At 70.6% G+C, this 26,977-nt stretch carries 27 protein-coding genes and 1 riboswitch; of the genes, 8 read left to right on the plus strand and 19 right to left on the minus strand.

From position 1 onward, the window contains the following. The first annotated feature begins 268 nt into the window (after window positions 1-268). Entirely contained in the window at window positions 269-2,317 is a 2,049-nt protein-coding gene (locus tag GA0115233_RS11755) for a bifunctional glycosyltransferase 87/phosphatase PAP2 family protein (RefSeq protein ID WP_093720124.1), read from the plus strand. 83 nt (window positions 2,318-2,400) lie between these two features. Here GA0115233_RS11755 and GA0115233_RS11760 read toward each other — a convergent pair whose 3' ends face one another. Next, entirely contained in the window at window positions 2,401-3,636 is a 1,236-nt protein-coding gene (locus tag GA0115233_RS11760; RefSeq protein ID WP_093720125.1) for a cytochrome P450, read from the minus strand. A gap of 182 nt (window positions 3,637-3,818) precedes the next feature. On the opposite strand from GA0115233_RS11760, the gene GA0115233_RS11765 reads away from it, so the two are divergent. Then, window positions 3,819-4,988 (plus strand): steroid 3-ketoacyl-CoA thiolase, encoded by a 1,170-nt coding sequence (locus GA0115233_RS11765; RefSeq protein WP_093720126.1) that lies wholly within the window; start codon window positions 3,819-3,821, stop codon window positions 4,986-4,988. Here GA0115233_RS11765 and GA0115233_RS11770 read toward each other — a convergent pair. Together GA0115233_RS11770 and GA0115233_RS11775 are read right to left on the minus strand one after the other, a co-directional pair. Further along, entirely contained in the window at window positions 4,972-5,154 is a 183-nt protein-coding gene (locus GA0115233_RS11770) for a DUF397 domain-containing protein (RefSeq protein WP_093720127.1), read from the minus strand. The genes GA0115233_RS11765 and GA0115233_RS11770 overlap by 17 nt on opposite strands. Then, window positions 5,135-5,962: a helix-turn-helix domain-containing protein gene (locus tag GA0115233_RS11775; protein WP_093720128.1), complete on the minus strand. Its 828-nt coding sequence runs from the start codon at window positions 5,960-5,962 to the stop codon at window positions 5,135-5,137. Before GA0115233_RS11775 ends, GA0115233_RS11770 begins: the two co-directional genes overlap by 20 nt. Window positions 5,963-6,090: 128 nt before the next feature. On the opposite strand from GA0115233_RS11775, the gene GA0115233_RS11780 reads away from it, so the two are divergent. After that, entirely contained in the window at window positions 6,091-6,450 is a 360-nt protein-coding gene (locus tag GA0115233_RS11780) for an ATP-binding protein (protein ID WP_176711743.1), read from the plus strand. Here GA0115233_RS11780 and GA0115233_RS11785 read toward each other — a convergent pair. From GA0115233_RS11785 to GA0115233_RS11840, 12 genes are all read right to left on the minus strand, one after another. Beyond that, window positions 6,374-7,069, minus strand: coding sequence for a Fic family protein (locus GA0115233_RS11785; protein ID WP_093720129.1), 696 nt, complete (start codon window positions 7,067-7,069; stop codon window positions 6,374-6,376). The genes GA0115233_RS11780 and GA0115233_RS11785 overlap by 77 nt on opposite strands. Window positions 7,070-7,134: 65 nt before the next feature. Continuing rightward, window positions 7,135-7,947 (minus strand): hypothetical protein, encoded by an 813-nt coding sequence (locus GA0115233_RS11790; RefSeq protein ID WP_141689503.1) that lies wholly within the window; start codon window positions 7,945-7,947, stop codon window positions 7,135-7,137. An 81-nt stretch (window positions 7,948-8,028) separates the two neighbouring features. Beyond that, window positions 8,029-8,769, minus strand: coding sequence for an ATP-binding cassette domain-containing protein (locus tag GA0115233_RS11795; protein WP_093720131.1), 741 nt, complete (start codon window positions 8,767-8,769; stop codon window positions 8,029-8,031). Further along, window positions 8,766-9,350: a hypothetical protein gene (locus tag GA0115233_RS11800; protein ID WP_093720132.1), complete on the minus strand. Its 585-nt coding sequence runs from the start codon at window positions 9,348-9,350 to the stop codon at window positions 8,766-8,768. The genes GA0115233_RS11795 and GA0115233_RS11800 overlap by 4 nt, the downstream gene beginning before the upstream one ends. Further along, window positions 9,347-10,549: a DUF7224 domain-containing protein gene (locus GA0115233_RS11805; RefSeq protein WP_176711740.1), complete on the minus strand. Its 1,203-nt coding sequence runs from the start codon at window positions 10,547-10,549 to the stop codon at window positions 9,347-9,349. The genes GA0115233_RS11800 and GA0115233_RS11805 overlap by 4 nt, the downstream gene beginning before the upstream one ends. A 449-nt stretch (window positions 10,550-10,998) precedes the next feature. Continuing rightward, window positions 10,999-11,412, minus strand: a complete 414-nt coding sequence (locus GA0115233_RS11810) for an aggregation-promoting factor C-terminal-like domain-containing protein (protein WP_093720133.1) — start codon at window positions 11,410-11,412, stop codon at window positions 10,999-11,001. A 336-nt stretch (window positions 11,413-11,748) separates the two neighbouring features. Beyond that, complete coding sequence (locus GA0115233_RS11815) at window positions 11,749-12,582, minus strand: ECF transporter S component (RefSeq protein ID WP_093720134.1); 834 nt, start codon at window positions 12,580-12,582, stop codon at window positions 11,749-11,751. After that, window positions 12,579-14,258: an ABC transporter ATP-binding protein gene (locus GA0115233_RS11820; RefSeq protein WP_093720135.1), complete on the minus strand. Its 1,680-nt coding sequence runs from the start codon at window positions 14,256-14,258 to the stop codon at window positions 12,579-12,581. Before GA0115233_RS11820 ends, GA0115233_RS11815 begins: the two co-directional genes overlap by 4 nt. Beyond that, window positions 14,255-15,496, minus strand: a complete 1,242-nt coding sequence (locus GA0115233_RS11825) for an energy-coupling factor transporter transmembrane component T (RefSeq protein WP_255310149.1) — start codon at window positions 15,494-15,496, stop codon at window positions 14,255-14,257. Before GA0115233_RS11825 ends, GA0115233_RS11820 begins: the two co-directional genes overlap by 4 nt. Continuing rightward, window positions 15,489-16,142 carry an SCO2322 family protein gene (locus GA0115233_RS11830; RefSeq protein ID WP_093720136.1) on the minus strand — a complete coding sequence of 218 codons (654 nt, stop codon included), beginning with the start codon at window positions 16,140-16,142 and terminating at the stop codon, window positions 15,489-15,491. The genes GA0115233_RS11825 and GA0115233_RS11830 overlap by 8 nt, the downstream gene beginning before the upstream one ends. Then, a complete protein-coding gene (locus GA0115233_RS11835; RefSeq protein WP_093720137.1) occupies window positions 16,139-17,383 on the minus strand; it encodes a prenyltransferase/squalene oxidase repeat-containing protein in 1,245 nt (414 codons plus the stop codon). The genes GA0115233_RS11830 and GA0115233_RS11835 overlap by 4 nt, the downstream gene beginning before the upstream one ends. A 111-nt stretch (window positions 17,384-17,494) precedes the next feature. Continuing rightward, window positions 17,495-17,629: riboswitch (cobalamin riboswitch) on the minus strand. A gap of 94 nt (window positions 17,630-17,723) precedes the next feature. After that, complete coding sequence (locus tag GA0115233_RS11840; protein WP_093720138.1) at window positions 17,724-18,749, minus strand: MBL fold metallo-hydrolase; 1,026 nt, start codon at window positions 18,747-18,749, stop codon at window positions 17,724-17,726. A gap of 183 nt (window positions 18,750-18,932) precedes the next feature. Here GA0115233_RS11840 and GA0115233_RS11845 point away from each other — a divergent pair, with 183 nt between their 5' ends. Next, window positions 18,933-20,390: an aldehyde dehydrogenase gene (locus tag GA0115233_RS11845; protein WP_093720139.1), complete on the plus strand. Its 1,458-nt coding sequence runs from the start codon at window positions 18,933-18,935 to the stop codon at window positions 20,388-20,390. Between the two features lie 3 nt (window positions 20,391-20,393). After that, the gene (locus GA0115233_RS11850; protein WP_093720140.1) at window positions 20,394-20,627 is read left to right on the plus strand and encodes a ferredoxin; all 234 of its coding nucleotides are present in this window, start codon (window positions 20,394-20,396) and stop codon (window positions 20,625-20,627) included. An 8-nt stretch (window positions 20,628-20,635) separates the two neighbouring features. On the opposite strand, the gene GA0115233_RS11855 is transcribed toward GA0115233_RS11850, so the two are convergent. After that, window positions 20,636-21,256 carry a TetR family transcriptional regulator gene (locus GA0115233_RS11855; RefSeq protein WP_093720141.1) on the minus strand — a complete coding sequence of 207 codons (621 nt, stop codon included), beginning with the start codon at window positions 21,254-21,256 and terminating at the stop codon, window positions 20,636-20,638. Window positions 21,257-21,440: 184 nt separating this feature from the next. Here GA0115233_RS11855 and GA0115233_RS11860 point away from each other — a divergent pair, with 184 nt between their 5' ends. Genes GA0115233_RS11860 through GA0115233_RS11870 form a run of 3 tightly spaced genes read left to right on the plus strand, consistent with a single transcriptional unit; the run spans window position 21,441 to window position 24,618 of the window. Next, window positions 21,441-22,817 (plus strand): glycosyltransferase family 4 protein, encoded by a 1,377-nt coding sequence (locus tag GA0115233_RS11860; protein ID WP_093720142.1) that lies wholly within the window; start codon window positions 21,441-21,443, stop codon window positions 22,815-22,817. Further along, complete coding sequence (locus tag GA0115233_RS11865; RefSeq protein ID WP_093720143.1) at window positions 22,811-23,545, plus strand: class I SAM-dependent methyltransferase; 735 nt, start codon at window positions 22,811-22,813, stop codon at window positions 23,543-23,545. The genes GA0115233_RS11860 and GA0115233_RS11865 overlap by 7 nt, the downstream gene beginning before the upstream one ends. Continuing rightward, window positions 23,542-24,618 (plus strand): prenyltransferase/squalene oxidase repeat-containing protein, encoded by a 1,077-nt coding sequence (locus GA0115233_RS11870; protein ID WP_093720144.1) that lies wholly within the window; start codon window positions 23,542-23,544, stop codon window positions 24,616-24,618. The genes GA0115233_RS11865 and GA0115233_RS11870 overlap by 4 nt, the downstream gene beginning before the upstream one ends. Window positions 24,619-24,625: 7 nt before the next feature. On the opposite strand, the gene GA0115233_RS11875 is transcribed toward GA0115233_RS11870, so the two are convergent. The 3 genes from GA0115233_RS11875 to GA0115233_RS11885 all read right to left on the minus strand — a co-directional run bounded on the left by GA0115233_RS11875 (window position 24,626) and on the right by GA0115233_RS11885 (window position 26,933). Then, a complete protein-coding gene (locus GA0115233_RS11875; protein ID WP_093720145.1) occupies window positions 24,626-24,919 on the minus strand; it encodes a hypothetical protein in 294 nt (97 codons plus the stop codon). 40 nt (window positions 24,920-24,959) lie between these two features. Continuing rightward, the gene (locus GA0115233_RS11880) at window positions 24,960-25,970 is read right to left on the minus strand and encodes an LLM class F420-dependent oxidoreductase (protein ID WP_093720146.1); all 1,011 of its coding nucleotides are present in this window, start codon (window positions 25,968-25,970) and stop codon (window positions 24,960-24,962) included. Between the two features lie 123 nt (window positions 25,971-26,093). Then, window positions 26,094-26,933: a DUF5336 domain-containing protein gene (locus tag GA0115233_RS11885; RefSeq protein WP_093720147.1), complete on the minus strand. Its 840-nt coding sequence runs from the start codon at window positions 26,931-26,933 to the stop codon at window positions 26,094-26,096. Window positions 26,934-26,977 lie beyond the last annotated feature (44 nt).

A 26,977-nucleotide genomic window follows, 5' to 3' on the forward strand; every position in this document is an offset into this window, starting at 1 on the left:
CAGGGGACGTGTTTCCTCCCTGGTGGCGAGTGATCGCAACTGCCAAGAACCGGCCCGTGCGGGCCGCGCGAAGGTGGCCGTGACGGCTTCGCACACAAGCGTCAGAAGTCGGTCACCGCTATCGTCATCCGGACAAAAGGCAGGCGGATGGCGGGTGAATCCGAGGTCGCCTGCGTCTCTTCCAGGGGCGGTGCGAGCCGCATAGGGTTCGTAAACGGGCATCTCTCGCGTGATGCGCGGGACCGACGGGGCGGGAGGCCGACTCGGCGTGGCGAATGCGCAGCAGCACAGCGGACGACCGGCGAATGCGTTCGGAGCGACGGCCGTGGGCACTGCGAGAGCGCGCCTGCGCGCCGCCCGGATCGGCCTGTGGATCATCGCCGCCGTCCTGGCCGTGAGACAGGTCATCGTCGTCCTCACCACCCCCAGCGACGAACGGCTGACCGACCTGGAGACCTGGGTCGGCACCGGCGGCGTCCTGCACGTCAACGGCTCCCTGTACGACTCCACCCGCTTCACCGGCACCCCCTTCGGCGGCCTCGTCCTCAAACCGCTGACGAAGTCCGCCGAGCAGACGCTCGGCTGGGGCTGGACCTTCGGCACCCTCCTCCTGGTCGTCGCCCTCGGCCTGGTCGCCGCCCGGGCGCTGCCGCAGCCGGTCAGCCGGCGCACCTCCCTGCTCGCCGCGCCCGTCGCGGTCAGCCTGCTGATGCTGTCGCTGCCGGTCCGCAACAGCTTCTGGCTCGGTCAGACCGGCATCATCCCCGTCCTGCTGGTCCTCCTCGGCTGCTTCGCCGTGCGCGGCCAGCGCTCCAGCGGCGCGCTCATCGGCCTCGCGGGAGCGCTCCAACCGACCCTGCTGCTGTTCGTGCCGCTGCTGTGGTTCACCGGCCGAAAGCAGGCCGCCGCCGCGACCGGCGCCACCTTCGCCGGGGCCACCGTGCTGGCCTGGGCGGCGATGCCGCACGACTCGTACACCTACTGGGTCCACCACCTGGCCGGGGTCGGCCTTGGCGGACCCGCCGACGACCTCGCCAACCAGTCCCTGCACGCCGCCCTGCTGCGGCTCGGCCTCGACGGGCCGCTGGAGATCACCCTGTTCCTGGTGCTCTCCGCCGCCGTCGCCGCCTTCGGCGTGAGCCGGGCGGTGCGCTACGCACGCGACGGACAGCTCCTGCTCGCCGTGGCCGTCACCGGCTGCACGGCGATCGTCGTCTCACCCACCGCCTGGCAGCACCAGCTGCTGTGGGTACTGCTCGCGGTCGTCGGCCGGGTCGGCAAGAAGGCCTCCGACCGGTACGTCTGGCCGGTCGCCGTGGTGCTGGTGATGACCCTCCCGGCGAAGACGCTGCTGCCGAACATGGAGGCGCTCTACCCCCTGCGGGAGAACGCCGTCCTGCTCGCGGCGCTCGCGGCGGCCACCTTCGTGCCGTTCCTGTCCCGCACCTCGCCCTACTACCAGACCCCGATCCCCACCCGGTACGCCGATCCCGTCCCCACCCGCTTCAAGCACGTCCCCCTGGTGCCGTTCCTGCGCCGGGTGCTGTCCCGCCCCAACCTGCTGCTGGAACTGCTGCTCATCCGGGTCACCTACGCCGCCTACGCCAAGGTCCGCCTGGCCGCGACCGGCGGCAGCAACTCGGCGGGCCGGGCCCGCGCCGAGGAGCACGGACAGCAGATCCTCGACCTCGAACGATTCCTGCACATCGACATCGAGCACACGCTCAACCACGCCGTGGTCAAGGTTGGCTTCCTGCGGGAGTTCTTCGACTTCTACTACACGTCCTTCCACTTCGTGGTCCCGCTGACCGTCCTCGGCCTGCTGTACTGGCGCCGCCCCGTCGACTACCGCTGGGCCCGCTCCGCGCTCGGCTTCGCCACCCTGCTCGCCCTGGTCGGCTTCTGGCTCTATCCGCTCGCCCCGCCCCGCCTGATGCCGGGCCTCGGGATCATCGACACCGTGCACGGCGTCCAGGACTTCACCAAGCCCGACTACGGCACGCTCACCGCACTGACCAACCAGTACGCGGCGATGCCGTCGCTGCACTTCGGCTGGTCCCTGTGGTGCGGGCTGATCATCGCGATCGTCGCCCCCAGGGTGTGGATGAAGCTCCTCGGCCTGCTGCATCCCGCCTTCACGCTCACCGCGATCGTCGTCACCGGCAACCACTGGCTGCTGGACGCGGTCGGCGGCGCCGCCGTCGTCGGCGCCGGTTTCGGGCTGACGTACCTGCTCCAGGGCCCGCGCGCCCGGCTGGTGACCCAGGCCGCCGTCAGCAGCGATCCGGAGCCGCTGAAGGACCGTACGCGGAGCTGAGCCCGTACTCGCCGGGCACGGATCTCGGGGGAGGCAGCAGCAGGGCGCAGGGATGGGGGTTGCTCCTGCCTCCCCCGGGTCTGTCAGTCCAGGGTGACCTGGAGGTGTTTCACGCCGTTGATCCACGCCGAGCGCAGCCGGTCCGGCTCGCCGGCCATCCGCAGCTCGGGCATGGCGTCCGCGAGGGCGTTGAAGATGAGGTCGATCTCCAGCACGGCCAGGGACTTGCCGAGGCAGTAGTGCGGGCCCCCGCCGCCGAAGCCGAGGTGCGGGTTCGGGTCACGGGTGATGTCGAAGCGGTGCGGGTTCTCGAAGACCTCGGGGTCGTGGTTGGCGGCGGCGTAGAACAGCCCGACCCGGTCGCCCTTCCGGATCAGCTTGCCGCCCAGTTCGGTGTCCTGAGTGGCGGTCCGCTGGAAGGAGTTGACCGGTGTCGCCCAGCGCACGATCTCCTCGGCCGCCGTCCCGGGCCGCTCCCGCTTGAACAGGTCCCACTGTTCGGGGTGGGTGAGGAAGGCGTGCATGCCGTGGGTGATGGCGTTGCGGGTGGTCTCGTTGCCCGCGACCGACAGCATCAGCACGAAGAAGCCGAACTCGTCCGAGCCCAGGTTCCCCTCGTCCTCCGCCGCCACCAGCGCGGTGACGATGTCCTTCGCCGGGCACTGCTTGCGGTCGGCCGCCATGTTCATCGCGTACGCGATCAGCTCCGTGGCCGATTCCGCGCCGACTTCCTCGGTGATCGCGTACTCCGGATCGTCGTACGAGATCATCTTGTTGGACCAGTCGAAGATCTTGGCCCGGTCGTCCTGCGGGATGCCGATCAGCTCCGCGATGGCCTGGAGGGGCAGTTCGCAGGCGACCTGGGTGACGAAGTCGAAGGGCCCGGGGTGGGCGCGGGCCTCGGCGACGATCGACAACGCCCGCTCCCGCAGCCGCTGTTCGAGCGCCCGTATCGCGCGCGGGGTGAAGATGCGCTGCACGATCTGGCGGACCCGGGTGTGCTCGGGCGGGTCCATGTTCAGCAGGATCAGCCGTTGCGCGTCGATCGCGTCGCGCTCGATGTGCTCGTTGAAGCGGATGATCGCGGTGTTGACCCAGGAGGAGAACAACTCCGGGTGCGTGGACACGTACTTGACGTCCGCGTGCCGCGTGACCGCCCAGTACCCGTCGTCCTGGAACCCCGCCAGCCCGGCCGGCTGCGGTATCCAGCGCACCGGCTCGGCCCGGCGCAGCTCCGCGTACTCCGCGAAGGGAACCCGGTGTTGGAGGAGGTCGGGGTCGGTGAAGTCGAACCCGTCGGGAAGCGCCGGACAGGGCATGGCGGCTCCAGCCATCTGACGGACCATCAGTTCTCGCGAACGTAACGGCGGGTGCCGAAGACTGCAAGACCCTTGCGGTGATGGGCGTCACATCAGCAGACTGCACAGTAACTAGAACACGTACTAGTTGTGCGTGTGCCTTGTCAGGCCCTGCTGGCCTCTGGACGAGAGGACCGCCCCCCATGGCCGCCGAACCCGTGATCGTCGAAGCCGTCCGCACGCCCATCGGAAAGCGCGGCGGATCGCTGGCCAACCTGCACCCCGCCTACCTCCTGGGCGAGACATACCGCGAACTCCTCGGCCGCACCGGCATCCCCGCCGACTGCGTCGAGCAGATCGTCGGCGGCACGGTCACCCACGCCGGCGAACAGTCCATGAACCCCGCGCGCACCGCCTGGCTCACCATGGGCCTGCCCTACGAGACGGCCGCCACCACGGTCGACTGCCAGTGCGGCTCCTCCCAGCAGGCCTCCCACATGACCGCCAACATGATCGCCGCCGGGGTCATCGACGTCGGCATCTCCTGCGGCGTCGAGGCCATGTCCCGCGTCCCGCTGGGCTCGGGCTCCAAGCACGGGCCGGGCAAGCCGTTCCCCGACGAGTGGAACGTCGACCTGCCCAACCAGTTCGAGGCGGCGGAACGCATCGCGCGTCATCGGGGGCTGACGCGCGAGAACGTGGACACGCTGGGACTGCTGTCGCAGGAGCGGGCGGCCACCGCCTGGGCCGAGGAGCGCTTCAAGCGCGAGACCTTCGCCGTACAGGTCCCGACGACGGAGGAGGAGCAGCGCGCCGGGCAGGGCATGTGGCGGCTCGTGGACCGCGACGAGGGGCTCCGCGACACCTCCATGGAAGCCCTGGCGGGCCTGAAGCCGGTCATGCCGACGGCGATCCACACGGCCGGCAACTCGTCGCAGATCAGCGACGGAGCGGCGGCCATCATGTGGGCGTCGAAGAGGATGGCGCGGGCGCTGAAACTCCGTCCCAGGGCCCGGATCGTGGCGCAGGCCCTGGTCGGCGCCGACCCGCACTTCCACCTGGACGGCCCGATCGACGCCACGAACGCGGTGCTGGGCAAGGCGGGGATGTCGTTGAAGGACATCGACCTCGTCGAGATCAACGAGGCCTTCGCGTCAGTGGTGTTGAGCTGGGCCCAGGTCTTCGAACAGAACCTGGACAAGGTCAACGTCAACGGCGGTGGCATCGCACTCGGTCACCCCGTCGGGGCGACCGGAGCGCGGCTCATCACTACGGCCCTCCATGAACTGGAGCGCACGGACAAGGAGTTCGCGCTGGTGACCATGTGCGCCGGGGGCGGACTGGCCACCGGCACGATCATTCAGCGTCTGTAGCGGCCCAGTTGGTGAAGGTAGCGAAGGCGGCGGGGGCGATCGTGAGGATCGGTCCCGCCGGGGTCTTGGAGTCGCGGACGGCGACGGTGGCCTCGTTCTCGGCGATCTCGATGCAGTTGCCGCCCTGGTCACCGCTGTACGACGACTTACGCCAGTTGCTCTCCATAGCGGTCCTCCATTACGCGCCGGATCAGCTCCGCCGAGTCCTTGAGGGAGAGAGCGGCGGCCTGAAGATGATCGTAACGGAGCGAGCAGTCCTTGACGGTGTCTGGGTTGGCGGTGGGATGCCCGCTGCCGTACCCCTCCGTATAGACGATGGTCGGGTCGCTGGCGAAGCGGTAGATGTCATACGAGCCTTGCAGGCCCGCATGTGCGCCGGACTTGAACGGCAGAACCTGGATGTTCACGCGGGGGTTGGTCTCGAACGACAGCAGGTGGGCTAGCTGCTCCCACATGACTTCCGGGCCGCCCATCTCCTGGTACAGCGCTGCCTCACTGAGAACCGCCCAGAACACCGGCGGTTCCTCCTTCTCGAAGATGCTCTGCCTGGCCAGTCGTACGGCTACGCGGTCGTCGAGGTTGGTGGAGTCGAGCACCCCGAGCACCGCCCGCGCGTAGTCCTTGGTCTGGAGGAGGCCATGCACCATGTGCGTTTCGAAGGAGCAGATCTCGATGGCCCGCGCTTGCAGCTCCGCCACCTGCTGGAACCAGGCCGGAAGTTGACTGCGCATCACCAGTACGACGAGCCGGGACAGTAACCCTCCCGTGTTGAGCGCCGCGTCGGCCCGTTGGCTGAACTCCACCGTGGGAAGCTTGCGTGCTGTTTCGATCTGGCCCACGAGGGAGCCCGTGTAGTTGAGGATGTCTCCGAGCTGGCGTTGGGTGAGTCCGGCGGCCTCGCGGTACCGGCGGAGTTCGAAGCCGTAGTAGTCGAGAGCCGAGGCTCCAGGGTCCAGAACGTTGACGTTTGTCACGGTTTGCCCCCACGGGTGAACGGGTTGTGTCCGATCCGTAGCTAAGGGTAGTTGCGCCAGGTCAGCCTCGTGGCGTGAACGAATACATTCCCCCCGCGCTCGCGACGCCCCACACCGTGCAGTACGCCATGCACCTCACCGTCGGCGAGCATTCCGCGCGGCACATCCGCCGGATCGTGAGGTCCCTGCTCACCGACTGGGACCTGCCGGAACTGTACGACTCGGTGGCGCTGGGCGTGACCGAGCTGGTGGCCAACGTCGTACGGCATGTGCCGGACCGGCGTTGCCGCGTACTGGTGCTGCGGCAGGAGGCCGGGGTGCGGGTCGAGGTGGCGGACGGGTGTGCCGAAGTGCCGTGCATGGAGGGCCGGTTGCCGTTGGAGGCGGAGGGCGGCCGGGGCCTGGTGCTGCTCAGTGAGGTGGCGGACAAGTGGGGGGTCGATCGGCGGAGTGGGGGTGGTAAGTCGGTGTGGTTCGAGTGCGGTTGATGAGGAGGGCGATGAGGTCGGCGAGGGCGAGCGCGCCTTCGGGGTCGTCGGCACGGCGCTGGATGCGGCGGATCGGGCCGACCTGGTCGAGGGTGACGTCCGCGCGGGCCAGGACGTAGGTGAGGGTGAGGAAGGCGGAGCGGGCGTTGCCGTCGTCGAAGGGGTGGAAGAAGCAGACGTCGAGGTAGGCGCGGGCGGCTCGGGCGGCGAGGGGGAGTTCGTCGGGCTCGGACTCGGACTCGGACTCGGAGTCGGCTTCGGCGAGGCAGGTGTTGAGGCGGGCGGGGAGGTCCGGGGAGATGCCGTAACGCTCGCGGCCGTCCTTGGCGTAGGCGGGGTGGCGGCGGAAGGGGGCCTCGGGGGTGCCGAGGACGAGGCGTTGCCAGGAGCTGAGGAGGTGGAAGGAGAGGGGGGTGTGCGCGGCGGCGTCCTCGCGGGTGCGGGTGAGGGCGGTGAGGAGGCGGGCGGCACGGGCCGGGTCGCGGGCGTGGTCGAAGGTGCGGATGTCGTGGGCGGCGCCGTCGCGGAGGGGGCGTGGGGCGGGGAGGGCGACGGGGCGGGAGCGGTGCCAGGGGATCTCGTCGCGGAGGGCGAGCCAGGTGCGTAGGTGATCGGCCATGTCGGGTCACTTGGGGGGTGGTTGGGGGCGGGGTGTCGGGTCCGCGGGTGACCCGGGAGTTCCGATCACCGTCCGTGGGTGCGGCGTTCGTCCTCGTACCAGTGGAGGCGGGCGGTGATGTAGTGGTGGGGGAGGGTCTCGGGGTCCGGGGCGGGGGGTGTGGCCAGGGAGTCGGCCAGCTTCTCGGCGACGTCCGTGACGAGAGTGTCCTCGGGGGTGCTCCAGCTCGCGAAGCGTCCGCCTATGGCCTCCTCGACCAGGGCGTGGGCGGTGTCGGGGTCGACGTTCCAGCGGGAGAGGAACCAGGTCAGGACCCGGCGGCAGTGCGCGTACCAGGCGTCGCCGGAGCCGGTGCGGTCGAGGGAGTGCAGGATGAGCTGCTGGGTGGCGCGCTCCCAGGCGTCGTGGCGGTCGGCGGCGGGGAGGTCGGGGAGCGGGTAGCGGTCGAAGAACCGGGCCAGGAACTCCAGCCAGTCACGCCATTCGCAGAGCGAGGTGGCGATGCGGTTCAGGGTCTCGTCCGGGGTTGTGATCGAGTGCAGGGAGCAGCACCAGTGCCCGACGGGGCCGCCTCCGAGGTCCCCCTCGTCGTGCGACCAGCGCCAGCCGCTGGCCCACACCCCGTACCGCTCCACGAGCGCCGCCGTCATGGCGTCGGTCCACTCCGCCCCCACGGTGCGGGACCAGTCGATGACCACCTGGTACCGCTCGCTCCGCTCTTCCCAGTTCTTCACATGCCGCCACTCCGGCCGCGTGGGCGCTCGCCCCGCCGGCTCCAACCCCCGTACGACGTCAAGCGCTTCGGCGGCGTCGAAGGGATGCGTGGCGGGGTCGACTTCGGACCAGGGGAGCCAGTAGGGGAGAACGCTCAGTCTCACCGGACGGATGTTCCATGACGGGCGGGCCGTACGCAACGGAGTTCCCGGCGCCGTGGCCTGTGCCCTGTCTTCGTGAGGCGTCTACTCGTACTGGCCCAGCAACTCGGTGTAGGCGCCTTCTGCTTGTCGGCCGGCGGCTGTGCCGACGGGAGCGAACCTGAGGAAGGTGTCCGTGGTGCCCGAGTGCAGGATCCGGCCCTTGGCCAGGACCGAGACATGATCCGCGTCCTCGGCCAGATCGGCGACATCGTGCGTGGACATGAGGATGCTCACGTCGCCGGTGAGGTCACGGAGAAGGTCCCGGAACACCCGGCGTTGGCGTGGGTCCATCCCGGCGGTGGGTTCATCGAGGAGCAGGACCCGGGCGCCGTGCACGAGGGCGGCCGCGACTCCGACTCTGCGCAGTTGGCCACCCGAGAGAGTGGTCGTCCTGGCCTCGCTGTGCTCGGTCAGTTCCACACGGGCCAGCACTCGGCGTGCCGACTTCCAGGCATCGCTGCGGTTCATCCCCTTCAACCAGCCGACGTAGGCGACGTATTCACGTGCGGTCAGACCGGGCAGAGGGACGATATCCTGCGGCATCCGGGCGACTGTCCTGCGGAACTCCTTCGATGTGCTGGGGATACGGCCGCAGACGACGCTGCCGCGATCGGGTCGGACCACGGACGCAGCGACTTTGAGCAGAGTGGACTTGCCCGCGCCGTTGGGACCCAGCAGAACCGTGAGCCCCGGCGGCAGTTGGTAGTCGAAGTCGCTGAGCACGGTCTTCTTGCGCCGGCCGTGGCCGTAACCGTAGGTGCAGGAGATCAGCTCAAGGGTCATGAAGGGGTCCTTGTGTATCGGATCTGAACGACAAGTCCGGCACCGAACATCAGCACGGCCCCGGCAGCGGCATGCGGCGCGCCGAGGGGTTCGGGAAGGACGGTCCAGGGGTAGGCGTCGTTGCCGGGCCGGAATCCGCAGAGGCAGACCGCCAGGATCCAGGCCGTGGGCAGGAGAACACCGGGAAGGCCGAACAACGCCCGCCCGATCAGCATCAGTCCCGTCAGGAAGAGGGTGTTTCTCCCGACCGCCTGGATCGCCGGGTCGCCCAGGGCCCCGCCCGCCAGCGTACTCATGGCCGCTGCGACAACCGCCACCGTGATGACGAGGCCGCAGTCCAGATACCGGACCGGGCGTATGGCCGTGCTCTCGTCGGCGTGAAGGCGCGTGTCCAGGCACAAGGCCAGGCCGGACACCAGAGGGATCGGAATGAAAAGGGCGAGGACCACGTGGGTCGCGCCCGAGGTCAGAGAGGGAAGCGCCACCGAATCGCCCTGAAGGAAGACGAGGAGCAACGCGAAGAGACCCAGAGTGGCCGGCAGGACGGTGTGGGCGCGGCGCGCCTTGACCCACCACATCATGGTTGCTGCCGGCAGCCGTTGGCGAGACTCTGGCGATACCATTCCGCTTGCTCGCGGGGATCTGACGCCAGGACGTTGCGGACCGTCCGTCGAACCTCCTTCTCCTTGGGGAAGGCGCGGCCCTTCATATGGGCGTCGTAGGTGGCCTGTTCACCCGTGACGGTGGCTGCCCACAGCACCACGGCGTTCCCGTGCACGGGATCGACGCGAAGGCAGGGGAACTGCACGGCGGCGCGAGTGATCTGGTAGCGGAGTTCGCCTTGCTGCAGGCCCCTGGTGAGGCTGACGCGCCAGGTGTTCGGCGTCGACGGGTGCGGGTAGCGACCCTCGCCGAGGCGGTCGACGATTACGTCCGGCGTTTGCGGGTAACCCGCGGCGTGCAGATCGGCCAGGACCGAGGCCGCGGCCTTCCTGACCGTGGCGGCGTCGGCCGGACCGGCCTGGGGAACGCACACCTTCGGCGCCCCTCCGGCGCATTCCATGGCCGCCTGGTTGGCCAACAGCGGCGGATTGGCGGTCCAGCCCTGCACTGCCTGGACGGCCAGCACCGAACAGACGACGGGAACGGCGGCGGCGAGCAGTCCGCGAGCCGCCTTTGAACGTAGCGGCAGCCAGAGGACGGCGACTCCTGCCGCTATTCCTCCCGCGAGCAGCAGAGGCGGGACGAGCGACTTGTAGGTGGCGGTTTCGCCGAACATCAAGGTGGTGGGGTATTGGCCGGACACGTGCCGCATCCAGAAGGCGTCACTGGACCACGAGAAGGCGACCAGTACCCAGACGATTACGGCCATCAACGGTGCGGCGACGACCGGCGGGGCCAGAATGCCGACACCGAACCCGATCGTCGCGTGCGCCACGCACAGGACCATGGCCATCACCAGTGGGCCGAGGCCGGCCGGGGTGGGAAGAGCAGCGACGCTTCCGAGCGCGAGAGCGACCGGCAGCACCAGCACGACCCACGCGGTTGCGACGGCAGGGATGATCCCGTTCCACGCCACCCGGTAACGGGAGCGCACCGGGCCCATGGCCCACACTCCACCCTTCCGTAGGCGTGCGCTTTCCCATACAGCGAGTGCGGAGGCGATCGCGTACGCGACCGCATAAAGGGTGCCCAGTGCGGACGAAACCAAGGCCGGGGAATAGCTGAATGTCTCCCGCGGGGTTCCGCTTCCGTAGTAGTAAAACAGCGACAGCGCCACAGCGAATGGGATCGCCCATTTTGCACTGCTGCTCAGCAGTACGGCTCGTATGCGCACAAGATTCTCTCTAAAGTGTGGGGGTGGAAGGGCGCACCAGTTCGTGGAGCGCCCTTCGCTTCATTAACGCGTCACATGCGCCCTAATCTGCCTTCGTGGTGTCGATATAGACCACGCCTACATTCAAAAGCCGCACGAAAACGCCCCCCGCGGACGGTTCGAGCGCGAGGGGTGTTAATGATCCACTGGAGGATATTCACTTGATGATCATGTGTCAATCGCTCGGGTATTAGGGATGGCCCTGTTTGCGAGGGCCTGTCCCGTCTGTTCCGTGCGGAAGGGTGAATGAATCTCCTCAGTGTGGGTGTCTGGTGAGCGGTGAAAACGGCAGAGGCGCCTCCCGGGTCGTAAGTCCGGGAGGCGCCTCCTGTGGTGACTGTGGGCCGGTTGGCTCAGTACCAGCCGTTGGACTGCCAGAAGTTCCAGGCGCCGCAGGGGCTGCCGTAGCGGTCCTTCATGTAGTCGACGCCCCACTCGATCTGGGTGGCGGGGTTGGTCTTCCAGTCGGAGCCGGCGGAGGCCATCTTCGAGCCCGGGAGGGCCTGGACGAGGCCGTAGGCGCCGGACGAGGCGTTGGTGGCGTTGACGTCCCAGCCGCTCTCGTGCTCGACGATCTTGGAGAAGCACTGGTACTGGGCCGAGTCGCCGATCATCTTCTTCGCGGTCGCCTGAGCGGAGGCCCCGGTCGTGGCGGCCTGCGCGGGCGCCGCGGCGAAAATCGCGCCGGTGGCGGCAACGGCCACAGCGGTACCGGCGAGAGCCTTCTTCGGAGTGGCGATGCGGCGGATGACGGAAACGGCGGACAAGGCGTTGACCTTTCGTCGGGGACGGGGCGGTCGCTGCGTGCCGTCGTCATGCGGTGCGTGACGCTGACATGCGTCGGCGCCGAGGCCCGTGGGCTTGTCGGCGCCGTGCGACGTCATCCACAGAACCAGGCCGAGCCGGGGTCCGCAATGCCCGGTTTTGCTAGTTGTATTCGTATGTGGGGTACACGCTTCTCGTGTGACGCGACTCTCAATGCGCAGGTCAGGAAGTGGATTGGCGTGGACATGGCGTCCGATATGTACTACTAGCGTGGATCGTACGTGATGTGGGTCATGTGGGGTGCTTCACCGTCGTGATCACGGTCCGCGTGTACGCCCTTACCGAGCGGTCCCCTCGAATGTGACCGGCGCCTCGAAAGCCGCCCGCCGGGTCGCCCGGCGCAGTGCGCGGAGGATCGCCGGGCCCAGGGTCAGGGTGAGGAGCACCGTTACCAGGGCGCGGCCCAGGTCCCAGCCGAGGGACGTGGCCAGGCAGTACACGACGAAACGGGCCAGGTTGGCGGGGACGCCCGCCTCCGGGTCGAAGGCGATGTTCGAGGCGAGGCTGTTCATGAACGGCCAGCCCGCGAGGTTGGTCAGCGTGCCGTAGGCGAAGGCGGCCAGGAAGCCGTACGCGGCGAGCATCAGGCGCTCGGGGAGTCCGCGCAGGCGGTCGGGGCCGGGGAGCAGGCCCGCGCCCATCGTGAACCAGCCCATCGCCAGCATCTGGAACGGCATCCACGGCCCGACCCCGCCCGTGAGCAGGGCGGAGGCGAACATGCTCAGCGCGCCGAGCACGAAACCGAAGCCCGGACCGAGGACTCGCCCGCTGAGCAGCATCAGGAAGAACATCGGCTCGATGCCCGCGGTCCCCGCGCCGATCGGCCGCAGGGCCGCGCCGGTCGCGGCCAGCACCCCGAGCATCGCCACCGCCTTCGGGCCGAGGCCCGACTCCGAGATCGTCGCCGCGACCACGGCCACCAGGAGTACCAGCAGGCCCGCGAAGAGCCAGGGCGCGTCCTCGGAGTGGGCGTTGACCGCGGCCTCGGGCGGGGCGAGCAGGGGCCAGCCGAGGGCGGCGAGGCCGACGGCGCTGACCAGGATCAGGGAGAGGAGGGAGCGCGGGCCCAGACGGATGGGCCGGGACTGCGGCGTGGGCTTGGTGGTGGTCATACGAGGGCCTGCCTGACCTGGGTGACCGTGAGCCACTGCTGCGGCGCGAGGATCTTGGTGATCTGCGGGGCGAAGGAGGGGGAGGAGACGACCACCTCCGCCGTCGGGCCGTCCGCGATGATCTCGCCCTCGGCCAGCAGCACGACCCGGTCGGCCAGCTCGGCGGCGAGTTCCACGTCATGGGTGGCCAGCACGATCGTGTGGCCCTCCGCCGCCAGTCCGCGCAACACCGTGACCAGGCGCGCCTTCGCCGCGTAGTCCAGTCCGCGGGTCGGCTCGTCGAGCAGGAGCAGCGGCGGGCGGGCGGTCAGCACCACGGCCAGGGCGAGAGTCAGGCGCTGGCCCTCGGAGAGATCGCGGGGGTGGGTGTCGTCCGCGACCCCCGGCAGCAGCTCCGTGACCAGGGCACGGCAGGTGCCGGGGGCCGCCTCCGCGTCGGCGTCGGCCGCCGCGCACTCGGCGGCGACCGTGTCGGCGTAGAGGAGGTCCAGGGGCTCCTGGGGGACCAGGCCCACGTGGCGGATCAGCTCGGGGGGCGGGGTGCGGTGGGGGGTGCGGCCGTGCACCTCGACGGTGCCCCGGGTGGGGGTGATGAGGCCCACCAGGGAGTTCAGCAGCGTGGACTTCCCGGCGCCGTTGCGGCCCATGAGGGCGACCGTCTCGCCGGGGGAGACGGTGAGGCCCACCTCGTGGAGGGCGCGGATACGGTCCCGGGTGACGGTCAGGCCCCGCACTTCGGCGGTGTGGGGGCCCTGCGGTGCAGCCGGTCGGGCGGTGCGGTTGAACCAGCGGCGGCGGGGTGGGGCTGCCGGGCGGGGATCGGCAGGGGAGGTCCGGGGCTCTCGGATCTCGGGGCTCCGCGCCGCCAGCCGGTCCCGGAGGTCTCCGGCCCGGCGCCGCGCGTCCCGCACGGTCAGCGGGAGCGGGGACCAGTCCGCCAGTTTCCCCAGGTCCACGACGGGTGGCGTCACCGGGGAGACCGCCATCGCCTCCGCCGGGGAGGTGAGGGTCAGCGCGGCGCCGGGGGAGGGGAGCAGGGCCACCTGGTCCGCGTACTGGATCACGCGCTCCAGCCGGTGTTCCGCCATGAGGACCGTCGTACCGAGGTCGTGCACCAGGCGCTGGAGCACCGCCAGTACCTCCTCGGCCGCCGCCGGGTCCAGGGCGGAGGTCGGTTCGTCGAGGACCAGGACCTGGGGGTGCGGGGTGAGGACCGAGCCGATCGCCACCCGCTGCTGCTGGCCTCCGGAGAGCGTGGCGATCGGGCGGTCGCGCAGGTCGGCGAGGCTGAGGAGGTCGAGGGTCTCCTCCACGCGGCGGCGCATCACGGCGGGGGAGAGGCCCAGGGACTCCATGCCGTAGGCGAGTTCGTCCTCGACCGTGTCCGTGACGAAGTGGGCGAGCGGGTCCTGGCCCACCGTGCCGACCACGTCGGCCAGTTCGCGGGGCTTGTGGGTACGGGTGTCACGGCCCGCGACCGTGACCCGGCCGCTCAGGGTGCCGCCCGTGAAGTGCGGCACGAGGCCGCTGACGGCGCCGAGGACTGTGGACTTGCCGACGCCGGACGGGCCGACCAGGAGGACGAGTTCGCCTTCCGGCACCTCGAAGTCGATGCCGCGGACGGTGGGTTCGGGGCGGCCGTCGTACGTCACGGAGACGTTCTCGAAGCGGATCACGACGGTTCCTTGGTGGGTTTCGGGCTGGGTTTCGGGCTGGCTTTCGCGGGGGCTACGAATGCCGGGAGCAGCGCCAGGAGGATCGCCGCCGCGGGCCAGAGGGGGAGAGTGGGGGCGGTGAGCGGGATGACGCTCGGTTCCAGGGCGGCGGGGTTCTCCGCCTCGGCCAGGAACATCAGCGCGGTCACCGCCACGCCGGAGCCGGTGACCAGCCAGGCCCGCAGGTCCCAGGGGTCGGGACGGTAGCGGGTGCGGACCGCGCGGCGACCGCCCAGGCGCAGGCCGACCAGGGCGGCGGTGAGGCCGAGGAGGAGGACGGGGAGGCCGTACGTGCCGCCCTCCGCGGTGAGGACTCCGTACGTACCGGCGCAGACGCCGAGCAGGCCGCCGAGGGTGAGGGCGGAGGTGGTACGGCGTACGGCCGGAGGGACGTCGGCGGTACGGCCGTAGCCGCGGGCGTCCATCGCGGCGGCCAGGGCGACCGAGCGTTCCAGGGCGCCCTCAAGGACGGGGAGGGCGACCTGGAGCAGGCCCTTGAAGCCGCGGTCCGGGCGGCCCCGCAGGCGGCGGGCGGCGCGCAGGCGTTGCACGTCGGCGATCAGGTTCGGGGCGAAGGTCAGCGCCACGACCACCGCGACGCCCATCTCGTACAGGGCGCCGGGGAGGCATTTGAGGAGGCGGGTGGGGTTGGCGAGGGAGTTCGCGGCGCCTACGCAGATGAGGAGGGTGGCGAGGCGGAGGCCGTCGTAGAAGGCGAAGACGAGGGCTTCGGCGTGGACTCGTCCGCCTAGGCGGATGCCCTGGGCCCAGTCGGGGAGGGGGACTTCGGGGAGGGTGACGACTGTGTGGGTGCCGGGGATGGGGGAGCCGAGGAGGACGGCGAAGGCGAAGCGGAGGGCGATGACGGCGAGGGCGAGTTTGAGGAAGGTGTTGTAGGAGCGCGACCAAGGGGCGTTTTGGCGGCAGGTCGCTACGACGTAGGCGGATGTCGCGATGAGGAGGGTGAGGAGGAGGGGGTTGGTGGTGCGGGTGGCGGCGGTGCCGAGGGACAGGGCCCAGAGCCACCAGGCGCCGGGGTGGAGGGGGGTGCTTGCCGGTGCGTGCCGGGTGCGGCTGGGTTGGGGTCGGCGTGGGGTGGGTGCGCTCGCCGGCGCTTGCCGGGTGCCGCTGCGCCCACCCGTGCCGCCCCAGCGGCACGACTGCCCGCAGCTACGTTCAGTGTGGCCGGTGTCAGTCATTGCGGCGGCGGCGGGATTGCCAGAGGGCTGCTGCGCCCAGGGCTGCCACGCCTGCTGCTCCTGCCCAGAGGCCCAGGGACGGGGAGTTGTCGGAGTCGTTCGTGCTCTTCGACTGGCTCTTGTCGGTGTCCTTGCCCTTGTCCCTGCCCTTGCTCAGTTCCTCGCCGCAGCCCGCGCTCGGGTAGCCCTCGATGGCACAGAGCATGGCGCTGGAGTCGTAGCGCAGGGGCTTGGCGACCTCGGCGAGGGCCTCCGCCGTGGTCGCGTCCTCCGGGACCTGCGCGCAGACCGTGCGCAGGCGGGGCGGGGTCTCGCCCGAGGGCGCGTCCTTGGCGGTACCGAAGTCCAGGACGAGGGCCACGCGCTTCTGGCCGTCGCGTTCCGGCGTACGGGCGCAGATGGTGCCGAAGGTCTGCTCGCCGCGCGGCTGGGCGGCCTGGGCGGAGTCCTCGCTGACGGTGAAGCGGAAGCCCTGGACGTCCCCGTCCGAGGGGACGGAGACGGAGGGGCCGACGGTGGCGTACGTCCACTTCGAGCCGTCCCGGTCCCAGAACGACCAGTAGCGGTACGTCGCCGCCTGCGCCGGAGCGGCCACCGTGCCGAGGACCAGCGCGGTCAGCAGCAGGGTGAGGGCCCGGCGTATCACTTCCGCTGTCCCTTCTTGCGGCTGCTGATCAGGAAGCCGACGCCGATGCCGCCGACGAGTCCGACGCCGATGATCCACCAGACGCTGACGCCGTCGTTGTCGTCCTTCTTCTCGTCCTTCTTCTCGGCCTCGGCTCCCTGGGCGGCTGCCTGCGCCTTGGGTGCCGGGCCGGTCGCGTTGAGCTGCTCGACGAGGTTCACTCCGCCGAAGTCGCGCGGGTCGGCGCCCGCGGTGTCGGCGGCGAGGATCAACTGGGCGTAGGCGGCCGGGCCGTTCTCCTTCGCCCAGTCGGTGGAGTTCTTCTCCAGCCAGGCCAGCGGCTTGGCCGCCGCCTCGGGACCGCCGGTCGCGGCGAGGGCGACGACCGCGTCGGCGGTGTTGCCGAAGTCGGGCTGGTCCTCGGCGCCGGGCATCGCGGAGACGAGGTAACCGCTCTTCTTCATGGTCTCGGCGAGGTAGGCGGCGCCGTTCGCGGCGACCTGGGCCGGGGTCGCCTTGGTGCCGTCGGTGCAGGTGAGCGCCTGATCGGAGGCGGCCATCACGGAGTTCAGGGCCATGCCCTTCAGACCGACGACGGCCGCCGCGGTGGCGTCCGCGTTGGCGACGAGCTTGCCCTTCTTGTCGGGCTGGTAGGCGAAGGCGCCGCCGTCGTCGCAGGGCAGGGCCAGGGTGCGCAGGGCGTCGAAGGCGGACTTGCCGCCGGTCACGATGGTGTCGGGGTCCTGGCCGGTCGCGGCGAGAGCGCCTGCGACGATCGCGGTGGAGTTGGCGTCGCTGGCGCCGCCCGGGGTGTAGCCCCAGCCGCCGTCCTTGTTCTGGACGCTCTTCAGCCACTGGGCGGCATTCTGGGCCTGTCCCATGTACTTGCCGTCACCGAGCCCGGCCAGGGCCTGGGCGGCGGCGGCCGTGCTGTTGGTGTCGACCATCAGCTTCGCGTCGCACTCCTTGGCCGGGTCGGCGCGGAAGGCGGCGAAGCCGCCGTTGGCGCACTGCTGCCCGAGCAGCCAGTCCACGGCCTTGGCGGAGGGGGCGACGCCGACGCGGGTCTGGGCTATCAGGGCGAGGGAGTGGCGCCAGACGCCGTCGTAGGTCGGGTCACCGGAGCCGTAGAGCCCGGAGGGGAGTTCGACGGACGGCGACGGGGACGGGGTGGCGGCCACGGCGGGGCCGGCCAGGACGGGGGTGGCCAGGCCGATCACGGCGGTGGCGGCCAGGGCCGCGGCGCTGCGGCGGACGTTCATGATCGGCGGGTGCCTCTCCCTGAGGGGAGCCGGGCAGCGCGGGACGGACCCCGGGCGGCTCGGCTCCGCAGACCTCGACGGTGCCATGCGCCGACGGGATGCCGACGCACGTGAGCCGTTCACGTACCGCGCGGGGTAGTCCGGCTCGCAGCGCCTGCGCGCTGCTCACGGTTGCGGGTCAGCGCCGGATTTGCACCGGCTTCCCCCCGTACGGGTGTGATGACGACGCGGCCACTCTACCGGCCCGTAGGAAGGCGCCGGCGGGGAGGCCGGGGGCGGGGGGACCGGCTCGGCCCATAGGAGAACGGGCGTGTTGAACGGCTCACACCACCTGTGTGGCTCACACCGCGACGTACGTCACCGGCTCGCTCCCGCTCACCACCTCCGCCCGCCCCAGCTTCACCAGCCGCCGCAGATGGGACTCGGCCTCCGACACCGCGATGTTCCTGGACCCGTACGGGATCTGTTCCCAGGGCCGGTTCCACTCCATGCGCTCGGCCAGTTGCCAGGCGGTGAGCGGAGTGGAGAGGAGGGCGAGCAGTCCGGTGAGGCGGGACTCGTGATGGGCGAGGAGGGCGTCGACCCGTGAACCGGCGTCGGTGAAGGCGTGCTGGTGGGCCGGGAGGATCTCGGCCGGGGCGAGGCGGGCGACGCGTTCGAGGGAGTCGAGGTAGTCGCCGAGCGGGTCGGTGACGGTGGCGTCGTCGGGGTCCTCGTACAGGCCGATGTGCGGGGTGATCTCCGGGAGTACGTGATCCCCGGAGAACAGGCGGCCGTTGCCGGGGAGTCCGGCCGGGTGGGCCTCCTCCAGGTGCAGGCAGACATGGCCGGGTGTGTGGCCCGGGGTCCAGATCGCGCGGAGGCGGCGGCCGGGGAGGGTGAGCAGTTCGCCGGGGACGATCTCGCGGTCCGGGAGGGCGGGGTTCAGTCCGGGCAGGTTGCGGCGGCGGGCGGCGCGCAGCGGGGCGACGTGTTCCTCGGGGGCGCCGGCGGCGGTGAGCTTGGCGGCCATGTACGTGAACCAGCGCTCGGGTTCGGCGGACCGGGTACGCCGCACGATGGCGGTGTCCGCCTCGTGCATCGCGATCCAGGCCCCGGAGGCCTCGCGCACCTTGCCGGACAGGCCGTGGTGGTCGGGGTGGTGGTGGGTGATGACGACACCGTGGATCTCCCCGACGGCCGTCCCGCACTCCGTCAGCCCCTCGACGAGGGTGTCCCAGGCCGCCGGATCGTCCCACCCGGTGTCGATCAGCACGGGCCCACGGTCGGTGTCCACGACGTACACCAGCGTGTGCCCGAGCGGATTGTCCGGAATCGGCACCCGAACGGACCGTACGCCCCCACCGAGGTCCTGCGTTCCCGCCATCTGCCCTCCACCCCACGAGCCTGGCTCACTATAACTAGAACCAGTTGCAAAAGTAGCCCGAGTCGACCGATGCTCCCCATTCTCCGGGTCCGGCCCGCCCGTGGACTCCTCCCAGTAGAACTGGTATCAGTTCTGAAACAGCGTCAGAAATCAAGCGCTCCAGGTCCGCAGGAGGCGTCGGGCATGACCGAGCTCGTGGAACACGGACAGCTGTTCATCGGCGGGGAGTTCACCGACCCCCTGGGTGAGGACGTCATCGAGGTGATCTCGCCGCATACCGAGGAAGTCATCGGGCGGGTGCCGCACGCGTGCGCCGCCGATGTCGACCGGGCGGTCGCCGTGGCGCGACGGGCCTTCGACGAGGGGCCCTGGCCGCGGATGAGCCTGGAGGAGCGGATCGAGGTCGTCGGCCGGATCAAGGACGCCATCGCCCTACGGCACGAGGAGATCGCCCGCGTCATCTCCTCCGAGAACGGCTCCCCGTTCTCCTGGAGCGTCCTCGCCCAGGCCCTCGGCGCCATGATGGTGTGGGACTCCGCGATCACCGTGGCCCGGAACTTCCCGTACGAGGAAGCCCGTGACGGAGTCCTCGGCAAGATCCTCGTGCGGCGCGAGCCGGTCGGGGTCGTGGCCGCCGTGGTGCCGTGGAACGTCCCGCAGTTCGTCGCCGCCGCCAAGCTCGCCCCCGCGCTGCTCACCGGCTGCACGGTGATCCTCAAGCCGTCCCCGGAGTCACCCCTCGACGCCTATCTCCTCGCCGAGATCGCGACCGAGGCCGGGCTGCCCGAGGGCGTGCTGTCGATCCTGCCCGCCGACCGCGAGGTCAGTGAGTACCTGGTCGGGCACCCCGGCATCGACAAGGTCTCCTTCACCGGTTCCGTCGCCGCCGGCAAGCGTGTCATGGAGGTCGCCGCCCGCAACCTCACCCGCGTCACCCTCGAACTCGGCGGCAAGTCCGCCGCGGTCGTCCTCCCGGACGCCGACGTGGAGACCGCCGTCGCCGGTATCGTCCCGGCCGCCTGGATGAACAACGGCCAGGCCTGCGTCGCCCAGACCCGCATCCTGCTGCCCCGCTCCCGCTACGACGAGTTCGCCGAGGCCCTCGCCGCCGCCGCGAACGCCCTGGTCGTCGGCGACCCCCTCGACCCCGCCACCCAGGTCGGCCCGCTCGTCGCCCGCCGCCAGCAGCAGCGCAACCTCGACTACATACGCATCGGACAGGAGGAGGGCGCCAAGATCCTCACCGGCGGCGGACGGCCCCCCGGCCGCGACCGGGGCTGGTACGTCGAGCCGACCCTCTTCGGCGACGTCGACAACTCCATGCGCATCGCCCGCGAGGAGATCTTCGGCCCGGTCATCTGCCTGCTGCCCTACGGCGACCAGGACGAGGCCGTGAAGATCGCCAACGACTCGGACTACGGGCTCTCCGGGAGTGTGTGGACCGCCGACGTGGAGCGCGGCATCGAGGTCGCCCGCCGGGTCCGTACCGGCACGTACTCCGTGAACACCTTCAGCCTCGACATGCTCGGCCCCTTCGGCGGCTACAAGAACTCCGGGCTGGGGCGGGAGTTCGGGCCCGAGGGGTACGGCGAGTACCTGGAGCACAAGATGATCCACCTGCCCGCCGGGTGGGAGGCGTAGGCGATGGGCGACCGCTGGCACGTCGAGGTCGACCGGTCCGTGTGCATCGGCTCGGCCCAGTGCGTCCACCGCGCGCCCGCCGGCTTCCGGCTCGACACCGCCCGCCAGTCCCATCCCGTCGAGCCGGACATCGACGCGGCGGAGGGGGTGCTTGCCGCCGCCGAGAACTGCCCGGTGGAGGCCATCATGATCACGCTGCTGGACAGCGGGGAGGCGGTGTTCCCGCCGGAGGAATAGCCCCGGACCTATTCCTGAGGGGGTGCCGTCAGGTCGATCAGGCGGCACACCGTCTCGATGTCGATCTTCACCTGCGCGATCGAGGCCCGGCCCGACAGCCAGGTGATCAGCGCCGAGTGCCAGGTGTGCTCGATGACCCGGACCGCCGAGAGCTGTTCGGGCGTCGGGTTCTCCTGGCCCATCGCGTCCAGGATGATCAGCGTCGTCTGCCGGGACACCTGGTCCACCTCGGGCGAGACACTGCGGTCCGCGAAGGTCAGCGCGCGCACCATCGCGTCGGCCAGGTGCGGCTCCCGCTGCAGGGCGCGGAAGGCGCGCATCAGCGTCTCCGCGACCCGCTCCGCCGCCGTGTCGCCCTCCGGCGGCTTCTTGCGCAGGGTGCCGTGCATCCGCTCCAGCTGGTCCTGCATGGTCGCGACCAGCAGATGGATCTTGGACGGGAAGTACCGGTACAGCGTGCCCAGCGCCACCTGCGAGGACTCCGCGACCTCGCGCATCTGCACCGCGTCGAACCCGCCCCGGCTGGCGAGCTGCGCACTCGCGTGCAGAATGCGGCGGCGCCGCGCCTCCTGCCGCTCGGTGAGGGGCGCGGTGACCGGTCTCGCGGTACTGGCTGCCACCTTGTCCACCTTGTCCCCTCGCCGTTCTCCTCGCCAGAGCCCGACCGTGGCGTGAATCACCTGATCCACTGCTCACGCCGTCTCTACCTGCCGGTAGATTCGGAAGCTCTTGAACGATCAAGTCTGTAACTTGTTCTACATTAGCGTCCCGGCATAATCTCGCGGGACCAGAGCAGGGAGAAGGGGGCCCGGAGTGACCGCTGAGGCCAGTCGGACGGGGTCCCCCGAGGAACCCGCCGCGGACGGCGAGCGACCGCTCGACATCGCGCTTCTCACCTACAAAGGGAACCCGTTCTGCGGCGGCCAGGGCGTCTACGTCCGCCACCTCTCCCGCGAACTGGCCCGCCTCGGCCACCGCGTCGAGGTCATCGGCGCCCAGCCGTACCCGGTGCTCGACGAGGGCGTGCCGCTCACCGAACTGGCCAGCCTCGACCTGTACCGCTCCCCGGACCCCTTCCGCACCCCGAAGCGGGACGAGTACCGGGACTGGATCGACGCCCTCGAAGTGGCCACCATGTGGACCGGCGGCTTCCCCGAACCGCTGACCTTCTCACTGCGCGCCCGCCGCCATCTGCGCGCCCGGCGCGGCCAGTTCGACGTGGTCCACGACAACCAGACGCTCGGCTACGGCCTCCTGGGCGACGTGGGCGCGCCCCTGGTCACCACGATCCACCACCCCATCACCGTGGACCGGCAGTTGGAGCTGGACGCGGCCGAGGGCTGGCAGCGCCGCTACTCGGTGCGCCGGTGGTACGCCTTCACCCGCATGCAGAAGCGCGTCGCGCGCCGCCTGCCGTCCGTCCTCACCGTCTCCGGCACCTCCCGCGCCGAGATCGTGGAGCACCTCGGGGTGCGCGAGGACCGTATCCACGTCGTCCACATCGGCGCCGACACCGACCTGTTCTCGCCGGATCCGTCGGTCCCGCGGATACCCGGCCGGATCGTCACCACCTCCAGCGCCGATGTGCCGCTGAAGGGGCTCGTGTTCCTCGTCGAGGCGCTCGCCAAGGTGCGCACCGAGCACCCCGCCGCCCACCTCGTCGTCGTCGGCAAGAAGCCCACCGAGGGCCCGGTCGCGCAGAGCATCGAGCGCTACGGCCTCGACTGCGCCGTCGACTTCGTCAAGGGCATCTCCGACGCCGAACTCGTCGACCTGGTGCGCTCGGCCGAGGTCGCCTGCGTGCCGTCGCTGTACGAGGGCTTCTCCCTCCCCGCCGCCGAGGCCATGGCCACCGGCACGCCCCTGGTCGCCACCACGGGCGGCGCGATCCCCGAGGTGGCCGGACCCGACGGGGAGACCTGCCTGGCCGTACCGCCGGGCGACGCGGGCGCCCTGGCCGCCGCCCTCGGACGCCTGCTCGCCGACCCCGACCTGCGCACCCGCCTCGGCCACGCCGGACGCGAACGGGTGCTGGAACGCTTCACCTGGGCGCGCGCCGCACAGGGGACGGTCGCGCACTACCGGGAGGCGATCGCGAAGGCGGGCGGCCACCGCCCCGCCCCGCAGGCTTCCGCAACTTCCCCCACCCCCGTACGTTCCGAGAGCTCCGAAAGCAGGGCCACGTGCTGACCGTCGACTTCTCCCGGTTCCCGCTCGCCCCGGGCGACCGAGTCCTGGACCTCGGCTGCGGTGCCGGCCGGCATGCCTTCGAGTGCTACCGGCGCGGCGCGCACGTCGTCGCCCTCGACCAGAACGGCGAGGAGATCCGCGAGGTCGCCAAGTGGTTCGCGGCGATGAAGGAGGCCGGGGAGGCCCCCGAGGGCGCCACCGCCACGGCGATGGAGGGCGACGCCCTCGCCCTGCCCTTCCCCGACGAGTCCTTCGACGTCGTGATCATCTCCGAGGTCATGGAGCACATCCCGGACGACAAGGGCGTCCTCGCGGAGATGGTCCGGGTGCTCAAGCCCGGCGGCCGGATCGCCATCACCGTCCCGCGCTACGGCCCCGAGAAGGTCTGCTGGGCCCTGTCCGACGCCTACCACGAGGTCGAGGGCGGCCACATCCGCATCTACAAGGCGGACGAGTTGCTGGCGAAGATCCGCGAGGCGGGCCTCAAGCCGTACGGCACCCACCACGCGCACGCGCTGCACTCGCCGTACTGGTGGCTGAAGTGCGCCTTCGGCGTCGACAACGACAAGGCGCTGCCGGTGCGCGCGTACCACAAGCTGCTGGTCTGGGACATCATGAAGAAGCCGCTGGCCACGCGGGTGGCCGAGCAGGCCCTCAACCCGCTGATCGGCAAGAGCTTCGTGGCGTACGCGACCAAGCCGCACCTGCCGCGGGTGGACGCCAAGTGACCACCCCCCGGACGGAACACCTGGTCCTGCCCGGGGTCCTCACCGCCGAGCAGGCCGCCGCCACAGTCACCGGACTGCTCGCCGTGCAGCGCGAGGACGGGGCCATCCCGTGGTTCCGCGGCCACCACCTGGACCCCTGGGACCATGTCGAGGCCGCGATGGGCCTGGACGCGGCCGGCGAGCACGCCGCCGCGGAGCGCGCCTACGAATGGCTGGCGAAGCACCAGAACGAGGACGGCTCCTGGTACGCCGCCTACGCCGACGGCGCCTTCGACGACGTCACCGACCGCGGCCGGGAGACCAACTTCGTCGCCTACATAGCCGTCGGTGTGTGGCACCACTACCTCTCCACCGGCGACGACACCTTCCTGGACCGCATGTGGCCGGCCGTCTACTCGGCGATCGAGTTCGTGCTGCGGCTCCAGCAGCCCGGCGGCCAGATCGGCTGGCGCCGTGACGACGACGGCACCCCGACGAACGACGCCCTGCTCACCGGCTCCTCCTCCATCCACCACGCCCTGCGCTGCGCGCTCGCCATCGCCGAGCAGCGCGAGGAGCCCCAACCGGACTGGGAGTTGGCGGCGGGCGCCCTGCGCCACGCGATCCGCCGCCACCCGGAGCGGTTCCTGGACAAGGACCGCTACTCGATGGACTGGTACTACCCGGTCCTCGGCGGCGCCCTCACCGGCGCCGAGGCCAAGGCCCGCATCGAGGAGTCCTGGGACCGTTTCGTCGTCCCCGGGCTCGGCGTGCGCTGTGTGGTCCCCAACCCGTGGGTGACGGGCGGCGAGTCCGCCGAACTGGCCCTGGCCCTGTGGGCGACGGGCGAGTCCGACCGCGCCCTGGAGATCCTCCAGTCCATCCAGCACCTGCGGGACGACGAGACCGGCCTGTACTGGACGGGCTACGTCTTCGAGGACCAGGCCATCTGGCCCCAGGAACTGACGACTTGGACAGCGGGCTCCCTGCTGCTGGCGGTCGCGGCACTGGGGGGTCATGAGGCGACGTGCCAGGTGTTCGGGGGCGAGCAGCTTCCGCTGGGGCTGGACCCGGACTGTTGCGACAGGCCCTGAGCCTGTTCTAGCGGCGCTGCACCCGGTTGGCGATGGCGTGGCCGATGAACAGGTACACCACCGCCGCGAGGCCGTAGCCCGCCACCACCCTGGCCCAGGCCTCGTCGAAGGTGAACAGGTCGTGGGACCAGCCCGCCAGCCAGCGGGCGGTGTCGTGGACGAACTCCACGAAGGCGTTGCCGCGGTTGGCGTCGAGCAGGTACATCAGGATCCACAGGCCCAGGATGAAGGCCATGATGTCGGCGACGGCCGCGATGACCGTGCCGGCCTGGTTGGTGCCGTTGCGATATCGAGGGGACATGCCCGGCGGGTAGCCCGGTCCTTGTGCGGCAAACCCCCGTTCAGCGGTTCAGCTCGGCCAGCACCCGCAGCGACTCCTCGTCCGGCGCCAGCGCCAGCAGGTCGGTCACCGGGCCCTTGCGCCACAACTCCAGCCGCTCCGCGATCCGTTCCCTCGGTCCGACCAGGGAGATCTCGTCGGCGAAGGCGTCCGGCACGGCGAGCACGGCCTCCTCCCGGCGCCCGGCGAGGAACAGTTCCTGGATCCTGCGGGCCGCCTCCTCGTACCCCATGCGGGCCATGAGGTCGGCGTGGAAGTTGCGGGTCGCGTGACCCATGCCGCCGATGTAGAAGCCGAGCATCGTCTTCACCGGCAACAGCCCCTCGGCCACGTCGTCGCAGACGCGGACCTGGGCCATGGGCGCCACCAGGAAGCCGTCCGGGAGGACTTCGGGGAGGGCGTACGCCTCGGGGCGGGTCGGCGACCAGTACAGGGGCAGCCAGCCGTCGGCGATACGGGTGGTCTGGGCGACGTTCCTCGGCCCTTCGGCGCCGAGCAGAACGGGGAGGCCGCCGGGGCGCAGGGGGTGGGTGATGGGCTTGAGGGCCTTGCCGAGGCCGGTGGCGTCCTCGCCCCGGTAGGGGAGGGGATGGAAGCGCCCGTCGAGTTCCACCGGCCCCTCCCGCCGCAGCACTTGCCGTACGACGTCCACGTACTCGCGCGTCGCGGTCAGCGGCGACTTCGGGAACGGACGCCCGTACCAGCCCTCCACCACCTGCGGCCCGGACAGACCGAGGCCGAGCATCATGCGTCCGCCGGAGAGGTGGTCGAGGGTGAGGGCGTGCATCGCGGTCGTGGTGGGCGACCGGGCCGCCATCTGGGCAACCGCCGTCCCCAGCCGGATCCGTGAGGTGTGGGCGGCGATCCAGGTCAGCGGGGTGAAGGCGTCGGAACCCCAGCTCTCGGCCGTCCACACCGAGTCGTACCCGAGCCGCTCGGCCTCCCGTGCCAGCGGCAGGTGCGAGGCGGAGGGGCCGCGGCCCCAGTAACCGAGGGCAAGACCGAGCCGCATGGCAACAACTCCTGACGGTATGTCAGTTCACGGAGGCTGCGACTGTACGACAACGGCCCCCCGCCCGGAAGGGCGAGGGGCCGTGACCGTTGTGAGCGCGTCGGCCGCGCTGGCGTGATCGCGTCAGCCGCGCTGGATGCCGCTGGTGTCCTGGAGCACACCGCGACGCCCGTCCTGCGTCTGCGCGATGAGCTGCGCACCGCGCTGCTCGACCGCCAGGTACCAGGTACCCGGAGCCAGCTCGGCGATCGGCGTCGGCGAACCGTCCTCCGCGAACAGCGGACGGGCCACCGGAACCGCGAACCAGAACGGCGAGAAGTCCCCGGCGGGCTGCGGCGCCGGAGCCTGCGGCTGGGTACCGCCGAACGGCTGCTGCCCGCCCTGCGGCTGCGGCTGACCACCGAACGGCGGCTGACCGGCCTGCGGCTGCGGCGCACCCGGGTACCCGTAACCGCCCTGCGGCGGCTGGCCGCCGTAGGGCTGGGGGGCGGCGGGGCCGGGGGCCGGGAGGAGCGGGGCCTTGAGGGCCGGGACCAGCGGTGTGGCAACGGCGGCGCCGGCCATGATCAGCGTCGCGACCAGGGCGAGGATCAGCCCCGTGCCGGCGTCGGGAGCACCGTCGTTGGAGCCGCCGAAGTTGTCGAAGCCACCGGGCACGTCGAAGATGTTGCCCAGCGCACACCATGCGGCGAAGACGGTGAACGCGGCGCCGAACTGGCCGAGGTCGAGTCCGGCGACCTTCAGGGGCTGCGGACGACCCCGGGTGATCACGACGAGCGCGCCACCGATCAGGCCCGCCAGTACGACCCCGAGCAGGACCGGCCCGCTCTCCCACAGGTTGGGGAGGTCGAAGCTGTCCGGAACTCCGTCGACGGAGTACAGGTCGAGGAACGACGCGATGAAGAGCAACACCGCTGCTCCGATCACCACGCCGTCGCCTCTAGTGAGGGAGCGGATATTCACTTCAAGGTCCTTCAGTTCAGTCGTCTCGTCATCAGAAAGAGGCG

The sequence above is a fragment of the Streptomyces sp. DI166 genome, from assembly GCF_900091315.1.
GTDB classification, from domain to species: domain Bacteria; phylum Actinomycetota; class Actinomycetes; order Streptomycetales; family Streptomycetaceae; genus Streptomyces; species Streptomyces fuscus.

What these genes read in the sequence shown, in the direction of transcription:
- GA0115233_RS11795 (WP_093720131.1), bottom strand. Translation starts at nt 8,769, where the DNA reads ATGACCCTTGAGCTGATCTCCTGCACCTACGGTTACGGCCACGGCCGG.
- GA0115233_RS11765 (WP_093720126.1), top strand. Translation starts at nt 3,819, where the DNA reads ATGGCCGCCGAACCCGTGATCGTCGAAGCCGTCCGCACGCCCATCGGA.
- GA0115233_RS11850 (WP_093720140.1), top strand. Translation starts at nt 20,394, where the DNA reads ATGGGCGACCGCTGGCACGTCGAGGTCGACCGGTCCGTGTGCATCGGC.
- GA0115233_RS11760 (WP_093720125.1), bottom strand. Translation starts at nt 3,636, where the DNA reads ATGCCCTGTCCGGCGCTTCCCGACGGGTTCGACTTCACCGACCCCGAC.
- GA0115233_RS11835 (WP_093720137.1), bottom strand. Translation starts at nt 17,383, where the DNA reads ATGAACGTCCGCCGCAGCGCCGCGGCCCTGGCCGCCACCGCCGTGATC.
- GA0115233_RS11800 (WP_093720132.1), bottom strand. Translation starts at nt 9,350, where the DNA reads ATGATGTGGTGGGTCAAGGCGCGCCGCGCCCACACCGTCCTGCCGGCC.
- GA0115233_RS11770 (WP_093720127.1), bottom strand. Translation starts at nt 5,154, where the DNA reads ATGGAGAGCAACTGGCGTAAGTCGTCGTACAGCGGTGACCAGGGCGGC.
- GA0115233_RS11840 (WP_093720138.1), bottom strand. Translation starts at nt 18,749, where the DNA reads ATGGCGGGAACGCAGGACCTCGGTGGGGGCGTACGGTCCGTTCGGGTG.
- GA0115233_RS11845 (WP_093720139.1), top strand. Translation starts at nt 18,933, where the DNA reads ATGACCGAGCTCGTGGAACACGGACAGCTGTTCATCGGCGGGGAGTTC.
- GA0115233_RS11815 (WP_093720134.1), bottom strand. Translation starts at nt 12,582, where the DNA reads ATGACCACCACCAAGCCCACGCCGCAGTCCCGGCCCATCCGTCTGGGC.
- GA0115233_RS11785 (WP_093720129.1), bottom strand. Translation starts at nt 7,069, where the DNA reads ATGGCCGATCACCTACGCACCTGGCTCGCCCTCCGCGACGAGATCCCC.
- GA0115233_RS11825 (WP_255310149.1), bottom strand. Translation starts at nt 15,496, where the DNA reads ATGACTGACACCGGCCACACTGAACGTAGCTGCGGGCAGTCGTGCCGC.
- GA0115233_RS11780 (WP_176711743.1), top strand. Translation starts at nt 6,091, where the DNA reads ATGCACCTCACCGTCGGCGAGCATTCCGCGCGGCACATCCGCCGGATC.
- GA0115233_RS11880 (WP_093720146.1), bottom strand. Translation starts at nt 25,970, where the DNA reads ATGCGGCTCGGTCTTGCCCTCGGTTACTGGGGCCGCGGCCCCTCCGCC.
- GA0115233_RS11875 (WP_093720145.1), bottom strand. Translation starts at nt 24,919, where the DNA reads ATGTCCCCTCGATATCGCAACGGCACCAACCAGGCCGGCACGGTCATC.